The sequence below is a fragment of the Pseudomonas sp. P42 genome (assembly GCF_017973755.1).
Lineage (GTDB): Bacteria > Pseudomonadota > Gammaproteobacteria > Pseudomonadales > Pseudomonadaceae > Aquipseudomonas > Aquipseudomonas iridis.
Genome location: NZ_JACOPU010000009.1, coordinates 1 through 14,974, shown reverse-complemented (window position 1 = coordinate 14,974; position 14,974 = coordinate 1). Strand labels below are relative to the sequence as shown.

13 protein-coding genes are annotated in these 14,974 nt (G+C 60.0%); 11 read left to right on the top strand and 2 right to left on the bottom strand.

Annotation, left to right across the window (positions count from 1 at the left end; all coding sequences use genetic code 11):
• The first annotated feature begins 37 nt into the window (after positions 1-37).
• The 4 genes from H8B20_RS25700 (at position 38) to H8B20_RS25685 (ending at position 4,683) form a co-directional block, all read left to right on the top strand.
• Complete coding sequence (locus H8B20_RS25700; protein WP_210624965.1) at positions 38-1,387, top strand: APC family permease; 1,350 nt, start codon at positions 38-40, stop codon at positions 1,385-1,387.
• A gap of 118 nt (positions 1,388-1,505) precedes the next feature.
• On the top strand, positions 1,506-2,522 hold the full coding sequence (locus H8B20_RS25695; RefSeq protein ID WP_210624964.1) for an arginine N-succinyltransferase: 1,017 nt from the start codon (positions 1,506-1,508) through the stop codon (positions 2,520-2,522).
• A 61-nt stretch (positions 2,523-2,583) separates the two neighbouring features.
• Positions 2,584-3,618 carry an arginine N-succinyltransferase gene (astA, locus tag H8B20_RS25690; protein ID WP_042559746.1) on the top strand — a complete coding sequence of 345 codons (1,035 nt, stop codon included), beginning with the start codon at positions 2,584-2,586 and terminating at the stop codon, positions 3,616-3,618.
• A 195-nt stretch (positions 3,619-3,813) separates the two neighbouring features.
• Positions 3,814-4,683, top strand: coding sequence for an isocitrate lyase/PEP mutase family protein (locus H8B20_RS25685; RefSeq protein ID WP_042559747.1), 870 nt, complete (start codon positions 3,814-3,816; stop codon positions 4,681-4,683).
• Between the two features lie 133 nt (positions 4,684-4,816).
• Here the strand turns inward: H8B20_RS25685 and H8B20_RS25680 are convergent, their stop codons facing one another.
• Both H8B20_RS25680 and H8B20_RS25675 read right to left on the bottom strand, forming a co-directional pair.
• Positions 4,817-5,119, bottom strand: coding sequence for a hypothetical protein (locus H8B20_RS25680; RefSeq protein ID WP_210624963.1), 303 nt, complete (start codon positions 5,117-5,119; stop codon positions 4,817-4,819).
• A gap of 352 nt (positions 5,120-5,471) precedes the next feature.
• Positions 5,472-6,551 (bottom strand): diguanylate cyclase, encoded by a 1,080-nt coding sequence (locus H8B20_RS25675; protein WP_210624962.1) that lies wholly within the window; start codon positions 6,549-6,551, stop codon positions 5,472-5,474.
• Positions 6,552-6,747: 196 nt separating this feature from the next.
• Between H8B20_RS25675 and H8B20_RS25670 the strand changes: the two genes are divergently transcribed.
• From H8B20_RS25670 to tssD, 7 genes are all read left to right on the top strand, one after another.
• Complete coding sequence (locus H8B20_RS25670; protein WP_210624961.1) at positions 6,748-8,199, top strand: flavin-containing monooxygenase; 1,452 nt, start codon at positions 6,748-6,750, stop codon at positions 8,197-8,199.
• 21 nt (positions 8,200-8,220) lie between these two features.
• Positions 8,221-9,147, top strand: a complete 927-nt coding sequence (locus tag H8B20_RS25665) for an alpha/beta fold hydrolase (protein WP_210624960.1) — start codon at positions 8,221-8,223, stop codon at positions 9,145-9,147.
• Entirely contained in the window at positions 9,144-10,643 is a 1,500-nt protein-coding gene (gene glcD, locus H8B20_RS25660) for a glycolate oxidase subunit GlcD (protein ID WP_210624959.1), read from the top strand. Before H8B20_RS25665 ends, glcD begins: the two co-directional genes overlap by 4 nt.
• Positions 10,643-11,692 carry a glycolate oxidase subunit GlcE gene (gene glcE / locus H8B20_RS25655; protein ID WP_210624958.1) on the top strand — a complete coding sequence of 350 codons (1,050 nt, stop codon included), beginning with the start codon at positions 10,643-10,645 and terminating at the stop codon, positions 11,690-11,692. Before glcD ends, glcE begins: the two co-directional genes overlap by 1 nt.
• A 2-nt stretch (positions 11,693-11,694) precedes the next feature.
• The gene (glcF, locus tag H8B20_RS25650; RefSeq protein WP_210624957.1) at positions 11,695-12,915 is read left to right on the top strand and encodes a glycolate oxidase subunit GlcF; all 1,221 of its coding nucleotides are present in this window, start codon (positions 11,695-11,697) and stop codon (positions 12,913-12,915) included.
• Positions 12,916-13,003: 88 nt separating this feature from the next.
• Positions 13,004-14,392 (top strand): 2-oxoadipate dioxygenase/decarboxylase HglS, encoded by a 1,389-nt coding sequence (gene hglS / locus H8B20_RS25645; protein ID WP_210624956.1) that lies wholly within the window; start codon positions 13,004-13,006, stop codon positions 14,390-14,392.
• A gap of 437 nt (positions 14,393-14,829) precedes the next feature.
• Positions 14,830-14,974, top strand: a 145-nt coding sequence (gene tssD / locus H8B20_RS25640; protein ID WP_210624643.1) for a type VI secretion system tube protein TssD, incomplete at its 3' end; no start/stop codon positions are given.

Genomic DNA, 14,974 nt, shown 5'->3' with positions numbered 1-14,974 from the left:
AAAAAACGACTGATTGGCTTACAAGGAGTTGCGCTTCATGGAAATTGAAGAATTCGGCTACAAGCAAGAGTTGAAACGTAGCCTGACGCTCACCGACCTGGTGGTGTACGGGATGATCTTCATGATCCCCATCGCCCCGTTCGGCGTGTATGGCTACGTCAACGCCGAGGCACCGGGGATGGTGCCGCTGGCGTACATCATCGGCATGGTGGCCATGGTGTTTACCGCGTTGAGCTACGGCAGCATGGCCCGCGCTTTCCCGGTTGCAGGCTCGGTGTATTCCTACGCGCAACGCGGCCTCAATCAACACGTCGGCTTCATCGCCGGGTGGCTGATGCTGCTTGACTACCTGCTGATCCCACCGCTGCTGTACGTGTACGCGGCAATGGCGCTCAACCACTTGTACCCGGACATTCCGAAAGTCGGCTTCATTCTGGCATTCCTTGTGAGCGCTACCTTCGTCAACTTGCGCGGTATCACGTTTACCGCACGGATGAACATTGTCTTCCTGCTGGCGCAACTGGTCGTGCTGGGCATCTTCCTGTTCTATGCCTGGACCGCCCTGCACAACGGTGGCGGCAACGGCGAGCTGACGTTGGCGCCGCTGTACAACCCGCAAACCTTTAACTTCGCCCTGCTGATGCAAGCCGTGTCGATTGCCGTGCTGTCGTTCCTGGGCTTCGATGCGATTTCCACCCTCGCTGAAGAAATCAAGGGCGATCCGGGTCGCAGTGTTGGCAAAGCTGCGTTGATCACGCTGGTGGTGATGGGCACGATTTTCGTCGTGCAAACCTGGATCGCTACCGATCTGGCCGCCGGTCTGGGCTTCAAGTCCGCCGACACCGCGTTCTATGAAATCGCCGAACTCGCCGCCGGTAGCTGGCTGGCGACCCTGACGGCCGTCACCACGGCGCTGTCCTGGGGTATTGCTGTGGCGGTCACTTCGCAATCTGCGGTCTCGCGCCTGCTGTTCGGCATGGCCCGTGACGGCAAGCTGCCAAAAATACTGGCCAGGGTTCATCCGAAACACAACACGCCGTACATGAGCATTTATCTGGTGGCGGTGCTGTCGCTGTTGATCTGCTACCTGTTCATCAACTCGGTCGACACCCTGACCTCGCTGGTCAACTTCGGCGCGCTCAGCGGTTTCATGCTGCTGCACCTGACAGTGATCAACTACTACTGGCGTCGGCAAAAGTCCGGTCAGGTCGTGCGCCACCTGATCTGCCCGGTGATCGGCTTCACCATCGTTGCGGCCATCATGGTCAACATGGGTGTCGATGCGCAGAAACTCGGCCTGATCTGGATCGCTCTGGGCCTGGTGTACCTGTTCTTCCTCAACAAGTTCAGCGCCACGACCGCGTTGCCTGACCCGAGCAACGGCTGACAAGAAAAAGAGCGGCGTCTGACAACAAATCAGGCGACCGCCGATTTAACGCGTGGAAACCGACAGTGATAGTCAGGTTCGGCAAATTTGCCGAACCTTTTGATACAGGAGTACATCCATGCTGGTCTTACGCCCAGTCGAGCAGACTGACCTGACCCAGCTCCAACAATTGGCCCGTGACAGTCTGGTGGGGGTAACCTCCCTGCCGGACGACAGTGAGCGACTGCGCGAGAAAATCGCCGGCTCCTGTGCCTCGTTTGCCAGTGACGCCACGGCCCACGGCCCAGAGAACTACTTCTTCGTGCTGGAAGACCTCGACAGTCAACGTCTGGTCGGCTGCTCGGAGATTCTCGCCACCGCCGGCTTCGACGAACCCTTCTACAGCCTGCGCAACCGTCACTTCACCAGCGCCTCGCGGGAATTGAACATCGAGCACGGCGTGCCGGCGCTGTCGTTGTGTCACGACCTGAACGACCACACGCTGCTGCGCGGTTTCCATATCGACGCCGCGCTGGTGCGAACGCCATTTTCCGAATTGCTCTCGCGGGCACGATTGCTGTTCATCGCGGCTCACGCGCCACGCTTCGCCGAAGCAGTGATCACCGAAATCGTCGGCTACAGCGACGAAAACGGGCAGTCGCCGTTCTGGGACGCCCTGGGCAAGCATTTCTTCGACCTGCCTTACGTCGAAGCCGAGCGGCTGTGCGGAATGCAGAGCCGCACGTTCCTCGCCGAATTGTTTCCGCAATACCCGATCTATGTACCGATGCTGCCGCAAGCGGCTCGGGACTGTATTGGACGTATTCATCCGGACGGCCAGGAAGCCTTCGACATTCTTGAGCGTGAAGGCTTTGAAACCAACAGCTACATCGACCTGTTCGACGCCGGCCCGACGCTGTATGCGCGCACCACGAACATCCACTCGATCGTCCGCAGCCAGATCGCGCCTGTGCAGCAACAACCACACATTGATGCCCGTGGCCGTTACCTGTTGAGCAATGACGCGCTGCACGGTTTCCGCGCCATCGTCGCCGAACTGGATTACCAACCCGATCAACCCCTGTCCCTCACCCCTGCGATGTGTGCGGCGCTGAACGTGACCAATGGCAGCCCGGTTCGGCTGATTGCCCTGTGAACCACGCCCGGTTCTGCACCCAACGACAGTGCCCGAACAGGCGCGCAGAAGGAGTTACAGCATGATTGTCCGCCCGGTTAAAGTGAGCGACCTACGAGCCTTGATGGCGCTGGTAGAACAGGCCGGCCCGGGGTTCACCACCCTGCCGGTCAATGAAGATCGCCTGTCCCACCGGGTGCGCTGGGCACAACGCGCGTTCGCCGAGCAGGTCGAGCGTGCCGACGCCGATTATCTGTTCGTGCTCGAAGACGATGACATGCGTGTGGTCGGTGTCAGTGCATTGGCCGGGGCGGTCGGCCTGCGTGAACCCTGGTACAACTATCGGGTCGGGTTGACCGTGAGTTCGGCGCCGAATCTGGGCATTCAACGGCAGATCCCGACATTGTTCCTCAACAACGAACTGACCGGGCAATCGGAACTGTGCTCGTTGTTCCTGAGCCACGACCATCGTCACGGCAGCAACGGTCGCTTGCTGTCGCTGGGGCGCCTGTTGTTCGTTGCCGAGTTTCCGCATCTGTTTGGCGAGAAGATGATCGCCGAACTGCGGGGCAGCGCCGATGAAACGGGTTGCTCGCCGTTCTGGGACAGCCTGGGCCGGCACTTCTTCCAGATGGATTTCTGCCATGCCGATCACCTGTCGGGGCTGGGCAACAAGTCGTTCATCGCCGAACTGATGCCGCGCCAACCGCTGTACACCTGCCTGCTCACCGAACAGGCGCAGGCGGCCATCGGCCAGGCGCACCCGAACACTGAGCCGGCGCTGAAAATCCTTCAGGCCGAGGGTTTCGCCCACAAAGGCTACATCGATATTTTCGACGGTGGGCCGGTGATTGAAGCGCCGATCCGCAACATCCGCACGGTACGTGACAGCCTGGAGCTGTCCTTGAGCCTTGGCAGCCCGGACGAACAGGCACCGCTGTGGCTGATCCACAACCGGCGCCTGGAAAACTGTCGTATCACCGTTGCCCGGGCGCGCCGGGTCGGCAGCAGCCTGGTCATCGACCGTCTCACGGCCAAACGCCTGCAACTGCAGCCGGGGAATTCGGTGCGGGCGGTGATGCTGCCCAACCAACAGCAGCAGGCCGCTGCGGCCTGAAGGCTTGCCAATGCCCGCAAAGCCACCGACAAACCGCTTCACTGAAGTGAATCCTTTCAGCACTGGAACCACTGTTAGCAGCAACCTCGAAAATTCGTCATGATCCTTGACCCATTCGCGTGATAGCCTTTTCATTCTTCGGCGTTGACACCTTTGCTCAAGCCGTTCCATTCCTTTGGTATTGGTGGAACTCGTATGACCAGGCTTTCTCATCAAGATTTGCGTCGTAATTTCCGTCAGCTGCTGGCCTCCGACACCTGCTACCACACGGCTTCGGTGTTCGACCCGATGTCCGCCCGGATTGCCGCTGACCTGGGTTTTGAAGTGGGAATTCTCGGTGGCTCCGTGGCCTCGTTGCAGGTGCTGGGCGCACCGGACTTTGCCCTGATCACCCTCAGTGAGTTCGCCGAACAAGCCACCCGCATCGGCCGCGTCGCCCAATTACCGGTGATTGCCGACGCAGACCACGGCTATGGCAACGCCCTCAACGTGATGCGCACCATCGTCGAACTGGAACGCGCCGGCGTCGCCGCCCTGACCATCGAAGACACCTTGCTGCCCGCGCAATTCGGGCGCAAATCCACCGACCTGATCACCGTGGCCGAAGGCGTTGGCAAAATTCGCGCGGCGCTGGAAGCCCGTGTTGATACAGAAATGGCGATCATCGCCCGCACCAACGCCGGGATCCTGCCGATTCAGGAAATCATCAGCCGCACCCGCCAGTACCAGGGCGCGGGCGCCGATGGCATCTGTATGGTCGGGGTGCAGGATTTTGATCAGCTTGAACAGATCGCCGAACATCTGACCGTGCCACTGATGCTGGTCACCTACGGCAACCCGGCGCTGCGCGACGACAAGCGTCTGGCCGAACTGGGTGTGCGCGTGACCATCGACGGCCACGGCGCGTACTTTGCGGCGATCAAGGCGACCTACGACAGCTTGCGTGAACAGCGACAGATCTTTACCCAGGCTTCGGACTTGAGCGCCACCGAGCTGACGCACACCTATACCCAGCCGGAGGAATACATTCTCTGGGCGAAGGAATATATGAGCGTCAAAGAGTGATGTGCTGGCCGAACTGGCCTCTTCGCGAGCAGGCTCGCTCCCACATTTGATCTGTGTCGAACACAAATTATGTGCTCACTACAAATCCACTGTGGGAGCGAGCCTGCTCGCGAGGGCATCTGCCGCTACACCGCTAAACCGGGGTTTTGTAAGCCTCCTCCCGCTGCATCGCCCGCGCCTGAATCACATCCAGAATGGCACACCCTTCGCGCATCAGCAGATGCACTGCGCTGGTGACCCGCGTCAGGTCAAAGTCTGAAATACCTTTGAGGTTGAGGCTGGACAAGGTGTCCGCCAAATCGCGCACGACCACAAACCGATGCATCGCGCAGGCCGCCATGTCGCTGAGTTCTTTGTGGGTATTGATGAAGAGCACCGGAGATTCGGCGTCGTAGGTGTCGATGGGGAGGTAGCGTGGCATTACTTGGTCGGTCATAAAGTTCACTCCAGATGGGTCAGGTGCTGTATTCGACCGGCCAAGATCGTCGCGGAGGTTTTCGCGAACAGGGACTATAAGTGTGTCGATAGAGTGTCGCAACGAGAGCCTCTGTCAGACTTTTCGCTAATTTTCGTGCGTAGTTGAACCGCTGTGGCGAGTGGACTAATTGGGAAATGCCCGGGACCAGCGCCGACGTGATACACCGCGCTGAATGGGCTATTGAATTCAAGTAGATCTTGCACCTTGGCGCATTAGCCACAAACAACGCGATCAGTCCCCTCTCCCCCGGGAGAGGGCTAGGGTGAGGGGCGGCCACACCGCAAATCCGCTGTGGTGCCAGCGGGCGGATTTATCTCACACCGAGTCCCAGCAACGGCTGCTTGGGCAAACTGTCGCAATTGCAGATCACCCGGTTCCTTCCACTCGCCTTGGCCTCATACAGCGCCTGATCCGCATCACTGAGCCAACGGGTCGCATCGGGGTGCGCCGGATCGTACGCCGCCAGGCCAATACTCAAACTGACTTTCAACGCCGGATTCTGCTCATAACCCAATGTCGCGAAACGCTCGCGCAACGCTTCCATGGCCTGGGCGGCATTGAACAGCGGCAACTCCGGAAGAATCACGCAGAACTCATCGCCGCCGTAACGCCCGGCAACGTCGGTCGCGCGCAGGTTCTGCTTGAGCGTCTTGCTCAATTGTCGCAATACGATATCGCCGGCCACATGCCCGTAGGTGTCGTTGATTGCCTTGAAATGGTCGATGTCGATCAATGCAATGGCCGCGCCCTGCTTCTGCCGTATGCAACGCTGAAAGGCGATTTCCAGTTGATCCTTCCACGCACCGTGATTGAGCAGACCAGTGAGGCTGTCGGTGCGACTCAGCGCCAGCAATTCACGTTTATGCACACCCAGCGTGTAGGCCTGCCGAAAGCAGATCCAGCCCAACGCCAGCGGGTACAACAGCAGTAGCGGGAAACAGGCGTACATCTGCGCCGGCGTGGTTTGCGGGATGAACGCCGGGGCAAACACCACCAACCCTACGCCAACCCCAAGCAACTGCGCCGCAGAGCCGACCAGCAGAAAACGCAACCCACCGATGGCGACGTTGTTCATTGCCATCATCGAGATGGTCGTGGCAGCGGGTAATGGATTGAAATGCATGGCAGCAACCCAGAAGCCGCCGAAAAAGGCGTCAATCAACAGGTTGCGATGTTCGGCATGAAAAGGCACCCGAGCGCGGCGCGCCAGCTGATAGGCCAGATGGGGCCAGACCAGACCATTGAACAACATCAGCGCCCAGACCCATAACGGCGGATCGAGCGAGTACATCGACACAGACACACACAAAAGCCCAAGCACCAGCCCGAGGACTCTCGAGGTGTACAGCCTCCTTGCCAATGAAAGTCCCTTTCGTCCCGTATTTCCCATAAGGGCCTCGACCACGACGGAACCTGCAAAGTGCAGGACAGATGTGCTCAAAGTCTAACAGGGTAACGTTAAATAGCCATCACCGGTCAGCGGCCTGAAAGACGCATGCTTTCCATGGACTTGGGCTACCACAGTGCAAATCTTTGGCTATACATGAAGGGAGCAAAACGGAAAAACGACTATAAGAAGGAGGCCCATGCAGACTTATCAAGTGTTGATCATCGGCAGCGGATTTGGCGGTCAGTGCGCGGCGATCAACCTGCTCAAGGCCGGGATCGACGATTTTCACCTGCTGGAACGGCGCGATTTCTTTGGTGGCACCTGGTGCCAGAACACCTACCCCGGCGCGGCGGTGGATGTGCCATCACCGCTTTATTCGCTGTCATTCGCGCCGTACCGCTGGTCACAGATGTTTGCCGAACAAGCGGAATTGCATCGCTATACCGAGCACGTGATCGATACGTTCGGCCTGCGTGAACGCGTGGATCTGCAAGCCAACGTCGAACACGTCGAATGGGACGACACGGAAAAACGCTGGGCCGTCCACACCACCAAGGGGACGTACCATGCGCAGTTCCTGATCAATGCGAGCGGGCCATTGAGCCAACCGGTCATCCCGCACTTCCCTGGGCAGGATCGCTTTCAGGGCAAGACATTTCATACAAACAATTGGGATCACAGCTACGACTATCGCGGTAAACGCGTGGCCATTGTCGGCAGCGGTGCCAGCGCCGCGCAGATAATCCCGGCGATTGCCCCGCAGGTCGAGCAACTGCATGTATTCCAGCGCACGCCGCATTGGGTGCTGCCGCGCGCCGATCGAGTGTTCGGGCCGTTTCAGCGCTGGTTACTCGGTTTGAAACCGGCCTACAAACTGCTGCGCTGGCTGATTTACTGGCAGTTCGAAACCCGCGTGATCGCCTTCAAGTACTCGAAACCCGCGATTAACCTGGTGCAAAAGCAAGCGCTGCGTTTTCTCAAGCGTCAGGTGCACGATCCGCTGCTCCAGCAAAAACTCACGCCGGATTTCACCATCGGCTGTAAACGAGTGCTGGTTTCCAGCACCTATTACCCGGCACTGACCCGGCCCAATGTCACCCTGCACAGCCGCGAGCAAGGCATCGCTTCAATCGATGAAAGCGGAATCAACACCCAGGACGGCGAGCACATCGATGTTGATCTGATCGTCTGGTCGACGGGTTATGACGCTACCGACGGCGTTATTTCCTACCCCGTGAGCGGAAAGAACGCCGTGCAACTCAGAGATGTCTGGGCCGAATATCCTCGCGCCTACCTCGGCACCAGCCTGCCGGACTTTCCCAACCTGTTTATCGTCACGGGACCCAATACCGGTATTGGCCACACGTCGGCGCTGTTCATCATCGAATCGCAGATGAACTACATCATCGACTGCATCCGCACCTTACAAACCAAAGGTCTGCGCAGCATCGAAGTGCGCCCCGAGGCAGAACGTACCTACACTGCAATGATTCACCGGGAGATGGAGCGCACGGTCTGGAAGTCCGGCGGCTGCCACAGTTGGTATCAAAGCAAGAGCGGTCATGTGATCGCGATGTTTCCCGGCTTCAGTTTCAGCTATCACCGTTTGACCCGGGCGCTGAAACCGGCCGATCACATTTTGTCCTGACTACGTATAAGGAAGACGTCGATGCTTTTGCTGTTTGTCGCTCTCGCGGTGTTCGTGGCCTGGAGCTGGTTGAGTTATCCGGCGGTCGGCCATTGGCTGTATGACCTGAACATGGCCATCGAGGCCAAGTTGTACAAACTGCACAAGATTGAAGTGCCGATCGCCGAGATGACCGTTTCGACGTGGCAGGGTGGGCCGTATGAAGCGGCCAGTGCGATCCTGATGCTGCACGGCTATAGTGGCGACAAAAACCTGTGGCTGCGCTTCTCCCGGCATTTCGTCCGCGAGTATCGGGTGATCATTCCGGATCTGGCCGGCCATGGTGAAACCGGCTTCAAGGCGGGTGGCGGCTATGACATTGCGGTTCAGGCCAAGCGCATGATCCAGTTGCTCGACGTCTGCGGCGTGGAGAAAGTCCACGTGATCGGCAACTCCATGGGCGGTTACATCGCGGCCTGGCTGGCGGCAACGTATCCGGAGCGGATCGCTTCGCTGGCGTTGATCGACCCGGCCGGCGTCACCGCCCCCGAGGTCAGCGACATGGAGCGCCACCTGGCCCGTGGGCACAACCCGTTTCTGATCAACTCCCGGGAAGAATTCCAGCAGTTTTATGCGATGACCATGGCCTCACCGCCGTGGGTGCCTAAGGCGGTGCTGGATGCGATCGCCCAGCGGTATGAAAACCAGCGCGATGAACTGGAAGAGATCTTCCGCGATTTCCGCGCCAGCCCGCCGATGGAGCCGAAACTGCCGGACATCAAATGCCCGGCGCTGCTGCTGTGGGGCCGCAAGGACCGCTTGATCGATGTCAGCAGCGTACCGATCTGGAGCAAAGGCATTGCCAATTTGCAGGTGGATGTCTGGGACCACGTCGGGCATATGCCGATGGTCGAACAGCCAGGAGACACCGCGCGGTTGTACCGGGAGTTTTTGGGCAAGCAAAAATGAACATTCTTTACGACGAACGCCTCGACGGTCGGCTGCCTGATGTCAACAAGGCCGATCTGCTCAAGGCCTTGCAACACGCCATCCCCGACCTCGACATCCTCTGGCGCGAGGAGGAACTCAAACCCTACGAATGCGATGGACTCTCCGCCTACCGCACAACCCCGATGCTGGTCGCCCTGCCCCGGCGGCTCGAGCAGGTGCAAACCCTGCTTGAACTCTGCCATCAACAAAACGTTCCGGTGGTCGCCCGCGGCGCCGGTACCGGTTTGTCCGGCGGCGCGTTGCCGCTGGAAAAAGGCCTGTTGCTGGTGATGGCGCGCTTCAACACCATCCTCCACATCGACCCGGCCGCCCGCACTGCGCGGGTTCAGCCCGGCGTGCGCAATCTGGCGATTTCCCAGGCCGCCGCGCCGTTCGGGTTGTACTACGCGCCGGATCCCTCGTCGCAGATCGCCTGTTCGATTGGCGGCAACGTCGCTGAAAACGCCGGTGGTGTGCATTGCCTCAAGTACGGCCTGACCGTGCACAACCTGCTGAAAATCGAAGTGCTGACGATTGAAGGCGAACGCCTGACCCTGGGCTCCGAAGCCTACGATTCGCCCGGTTTCGACTTGCTTGCGCTGTTCACCGGTTCTGAAGGCTTGCTGGGGATCATCACCGAAGTCACGGTTAAACTGCTGCCCAAACCGCAGGTCGCCAAAGTGCTGCTGGCCAGTTTCGATTCCGTGGAAAAGGCCGGACGCGCCGTGGCCGAAATCATCGCCGCGGGGATCATTCCCGGCGGTTTGGAGATGATGGACAACCTCGCCATTCGCGCCGCCGAAGACTTTATCCACGCCGGTTATCCGGTCAACGCCGAAGCCATTCTGTTGTGCGAACTCGATGGCGTCGAAGCGGATGTCCACGACGACTGCCAGCGGGTTTGCGACGTGATGACCGAGGCCGGCGCCACTGAGGTGCGTCAGGCGCGTGACGAAGCCGAACGCGTGCGTTTCTGGGCCGGGCGCAAAAACGCCTTTCCGGCCATTGGCCGCTTGTCGCCGGACTATTACTGCATGGACGGCACCATTCCGCGGCGCGAATTGCCCGGCGTCCTGCAAGGTATCGCCCGCCTCGGCGAGGAATACGGTTTGCGCGTGGCGAATGTGTTCCATGCCGGCGACGGCAACATGCATCCACTGATTCTGTTCGACGCCAACCAACCCGGTGAACTGCACCGCGCCGAAGCCCTGGGCGGCAAAATTCTGGAACTGTGCGTGCAGGTCGGCGGCAGCATCACCGGCGAACACGGGGTCGGCCGCGAAAAAATCAATCAGATGTGCGCGCAATTCAACAGCGAAGAATTGACCCTGTTCCACGCCGTCAAAGCCGCGTTCGACCCGCTAGGCCTGCTCAACCCCGGCAAGAACATCCCGACGCTGCACCGCTGCGCCGAGTTTGGCGCGATGCACATTCATGCCGGGCAATTGCCATTTCCCGAGCTGGAGCGCTTCTGATGGCTGACGTCGACGGCGCCAGCGCCCTGCTCGATCAGGTCAATGAAGCGCGGGCCAATGCCACGCCGCTGAAAATTCAGGGCGGCAACAGCAAGGCGTTTCTCGGCCGCGAAGTGGCCGGTGAGGTGCTCGACACTCGCGTGCATCGCGGCATCGTGCGCTATGAGCCGACCGAACTGGTGGTCAGCGTGCGCGCCGGAACGCCATTGTCCGAGTTGCTCGCGGCACTGGATGCCGCCGGGCAAATGTTACCGTGCGAGCCGCCAGCATTCGGTGAAAACGCCACGGTCGGCGGCATGATTGCAACGGGGTTGTCCGGGCCTCGGCGACCATGGTCTGGCTCGGTGCGCGATTTCGTTCTGGGTACACGAGTGATTACCGGTCTGGGCCAACACCTGCGTTTCGGCGGCGAAGTGATGAAAAACGTTGCCGGTTATGACCTCTCGCGGCTGATGGCCGGCAGTTACGGTTGCCTCGGCGTGCTGACCGAAGTCTCGCTGAAAGTCCTGCCCAAACCCCGGCAATGCCTGAGTATTCGCCTGGATATCGACTGCGCCAGGGCACTGGCCAATCTCGCCGAATGGGGCCAGCAACCGCTGCCGATCAGCGCCGCGTGCCACGATGGCGACAGTTTGTATCTGCGCCTTGAGGGTGGCGAGGGCTCGGTGACGGCGGCGCATCAACGCCTGGGTGGTGAACCGCTGGACTCGCTGTTCTGGCGTGATTTGAACGAGCAACGCTCGCCATTCTTTGACGAAGGCCTGCCGTTATGGCGCCTGTCGCTGCCGAACAATCTCGGCGTGCTGGAGCTGCCCGGCGCGCAACTGATCGATTGGGCCGGCGCGCAACGCTGGCTGAAATCCGACAGCCAACACATTCATAGCCTTGCCCAGGAACTCGGCGGCCACGCCACCTGCTTCACCCATGGCGCCACCTCGTCACCGTTCCAGCCATTGCCGAAGACACTGCTGCGCTATCACCGGCAACTGAAGGCGCAACTCGACCCGCAAGGGCTGTTCAACCCCGGCCGGATGTACGCGGAGTTTTAGCCATGCAAACAACTCTCAGCGAGCAATCCCGACAGTTGCCCCGCGCCGCCGAGGCGGAAAAGATTCTCCGTAGCTGCGTGCATTGCGGCTTTTGCAACGCGACGTGTCCGACGTATCAGTTGCTCGGCGATGAACTCGATGGTCCGCGCGGGCGCATCTATCTGATCAAGCAAGTGCTCGAAGGCGCACCGGCGACCGCACAGACGCAACTGCATCTGGACCGCTGCCTGTCGTGCCGCAATTGCGAAACCACCTGCCCGTCCGGCGTCGACTATCACAACTTGCTCGACATCGGTCGGGCGGTGGTTGATCAGGCAGTGCCGCGTCCGGCGGCGCAACGCTTGTTGCGTGAAGGCCTGCGCGCACTGGCGCCGAACCCGCGATTGTTCAAAGGTTTGCTGCGGGTGGGCGCTACGTTTCGGCCGCTGTTGCCGCGAATGTTTGAAAGCAAACTGCCGCAGTCCATGCTGACGTCGGGGTTGCGTCCCGTCCCTCGGCATGCGCGCCGCGTCATGTTGCTGGAAGGCTGCGTGCAGCCGGGTTTGTCGCCGAACACCAACGACGCCACGGCGCGGGTGCTCGACCGACTCGGCATCAGCGTCATCCCGGTAGCCGAGGCCGGTTGCTGTGGGGCGCTGGATTATCACCTCGACGCCCAGGCCAAAGGGCTCGACCGCGCCCGGCAGAACATCGACGCCTGGTGGCCACACCTGCAAAACGGCGCCGAAGCCATCGTGCAGACCGCCAGCGGCTGCGGCGCGTTCATCAAGGATTACGGGCATCTGCTCGAGGCCGATCCGGTCTATGCCGACAAGGCACGGCGGATCAGCGAAATGACGATCGATCTGGTGCAGGTTCTCGCGCAAGAACCGCTGGAGCAGATCTGCGCCGCCAGCCAACAGCGGATCGCTGTGCATTGCCCGTGCACCTTGCAGCACGCGCTGAAACTCGGCGGTGCGGTGGAAGCGGTGCTGACCCGCCTCGGTTTCAACCTGACGGCGGTGCCGGACGGCCACTTGTGCTGCGGCTCGGCGGGCACCTATTCCCTGACCCAACCGACACTGGCGCGGCAACTGCGCGACAACCGCCTCAATGCCTTGGAAAGCGGCCGCCCGCAGTTGATCGTCACCTCCAACATCGGTTGCCAGAGCCACCTGGCCAGCGCCGGACGCACGCCGGTTATGCACTGGATCGAACGGGTGGATCAGTCGTTGGCAGAATGAAGTTCGTAGGATTCTTCGTTTGCCCGCGCAGGAGAAGGCTGCGATCTTTTCTCCTATCCATTACGTGACCGTGGCAGGAATTTATTTCATGACCGTGCAGCCTTTCGTCAGCCCCGACCTGATCCGCCAACGCTTCTCCAAAGCGATGTCCGACATGTACCGCGAAGAAGTGCCGCTGTACGGCGCACTGATGGAACTGGTGGAACAGACCAACCGTGACGTGCTTTCCCGAGAGCCAGGCATCGCCAGGCAGCTAGACAGCACCGGCGAAATCGAACGCCTGCACATGGAACGCCATGGCGCCATCCGCGTCGGCACCGCAACGGAACTGGCCACCCTCGCCCGCTTGTTCGCGGTCATGGGCATGCAACCGGTGGGGTATTACGACCTGACGCCGGCGGGCGTGCCGGTGCATTCGACGGCGTTTCGCGCAGTGCATGAAGATGCGCTGCAAATCAGTCCGTTCCGAGTGTTCACGTCGTTGTTGCGGCTGGAGTTGATTGAAGACCCTGAACTGCGCGCTTTCGCCGAGTCAATCCTGGCCAAACGTTCGATCTTTACCGACGCGGCGCTGCGTTTGATCGCCCAGGCTGAAACGGCTGGCGGACTCAACGAAACCGAATCGCAGGAATTCGTCCTGCAGGCATTGGAAACCTTTCGTTGGCATCACAGCGCAACCGTTACCGCTGCGCAGTATCAGACGTTGAGCGCCCAACACCGGTTGATCGCCGATGTCGTGGCGTTCAAAGGCCCACACATCAATCACCTGACCCCGCGCACGCTGGACATCGATATCGTCCAGGAACAGATGCCGGCCCATGGCATCACGCCCAAAGCGGTGATCGAAGGCCCACCTCGCCGGCAATGCCCGATACTGCTGCGCCAGACCAGTTTCAAAGCGCTGGATGAGCCAGTTGCATTCACCGATCAGAGCGAAACCCGTGGCAGCCACAGTGCGCGGTTTGGCGAAATCGAACAACGCGGCGCCGCGCTGACACCCAAGGGTCGGGCACTGTATGACCGATTACTGAATGCTGCCCGCGATGAGCTCGGTGATTTCCCCAACGAAGGCAATGCCTCACGCTACAACGCGCTGATGACTCAACACTTTGGCGAATTTCCCGACAGCGTCGACGGCATGCGCGAACATGAGTTGGCGTACTTTCGCTATTTCGCTACGGAAAAAGGCGTGGCGTCGGGTAGCCTCGGTGATGCCTCGCTAGAGGATTTGTTGCGCAATGGTTATGTGAAAGCTGAGCCGCTGGTGTACGAAGATTTCCTGCCGGTCAGTGCAGCAGGAATTTTTCAGTCGAACCTTGGGGATGCGGCGCAGGCGCACTACGGCGAGCACTCCAATAGACAGGCGTTCGAACAGGCTCTGGGGCGCTCGACCATTGATGAGTTGGGGTTGTATGCAGAGACGCAGAGGCGTTCGATTGAAGAGTGCGCGAAAGTGCTGGGGCTGGAAATAATCTAACGGCAGGTCGTCGGTGGATCAAAAGATCGCAGCCTTCGGCAGCTCCTACATTTGGAATGCATTTTTCCTGTAGGAGCTGCCGAAGGCTGCGATCTTTTGATTTTTTAGCCAGCGCACTGCCAGTGATGGCCTTCGGCCGTGCTGCGCAAGAAGTTGCGCAGTACCCCATAATAAAACGCCCCTCTGAAGCGCTACAGCCCATACACCACGTGGCCTGTAGCCAAGTGCGCAAGAAGTTGCGCAGTACTGCGCAACTTCTTGCGCACTTTTGCCCTCGCTCCCCAGTGAAAAACCCTCGCAACCGCAGCCCAGAGCACTTTGCTCCCCGCCCTCCGGGGACTTGGCAAAACCTGGCACGCTCCTTGATAACAGTCAGGCACCCACCGGGCGATTTCGCCTCCCGGGCACCTTAAATTTATCCGCAAGGAGAGCACCCCATGGCAACACCAGCGTACATGTCGGTTACCGGCGAAAAACAAGGCCTGATCACTGCAGGCGCATTCACCGCTGACTCCGTTGGCAACACCTACCAGGAAGGCCACGAAGACCAGGTTATGGTTCAGGCTTTCAGCCACGACGTGA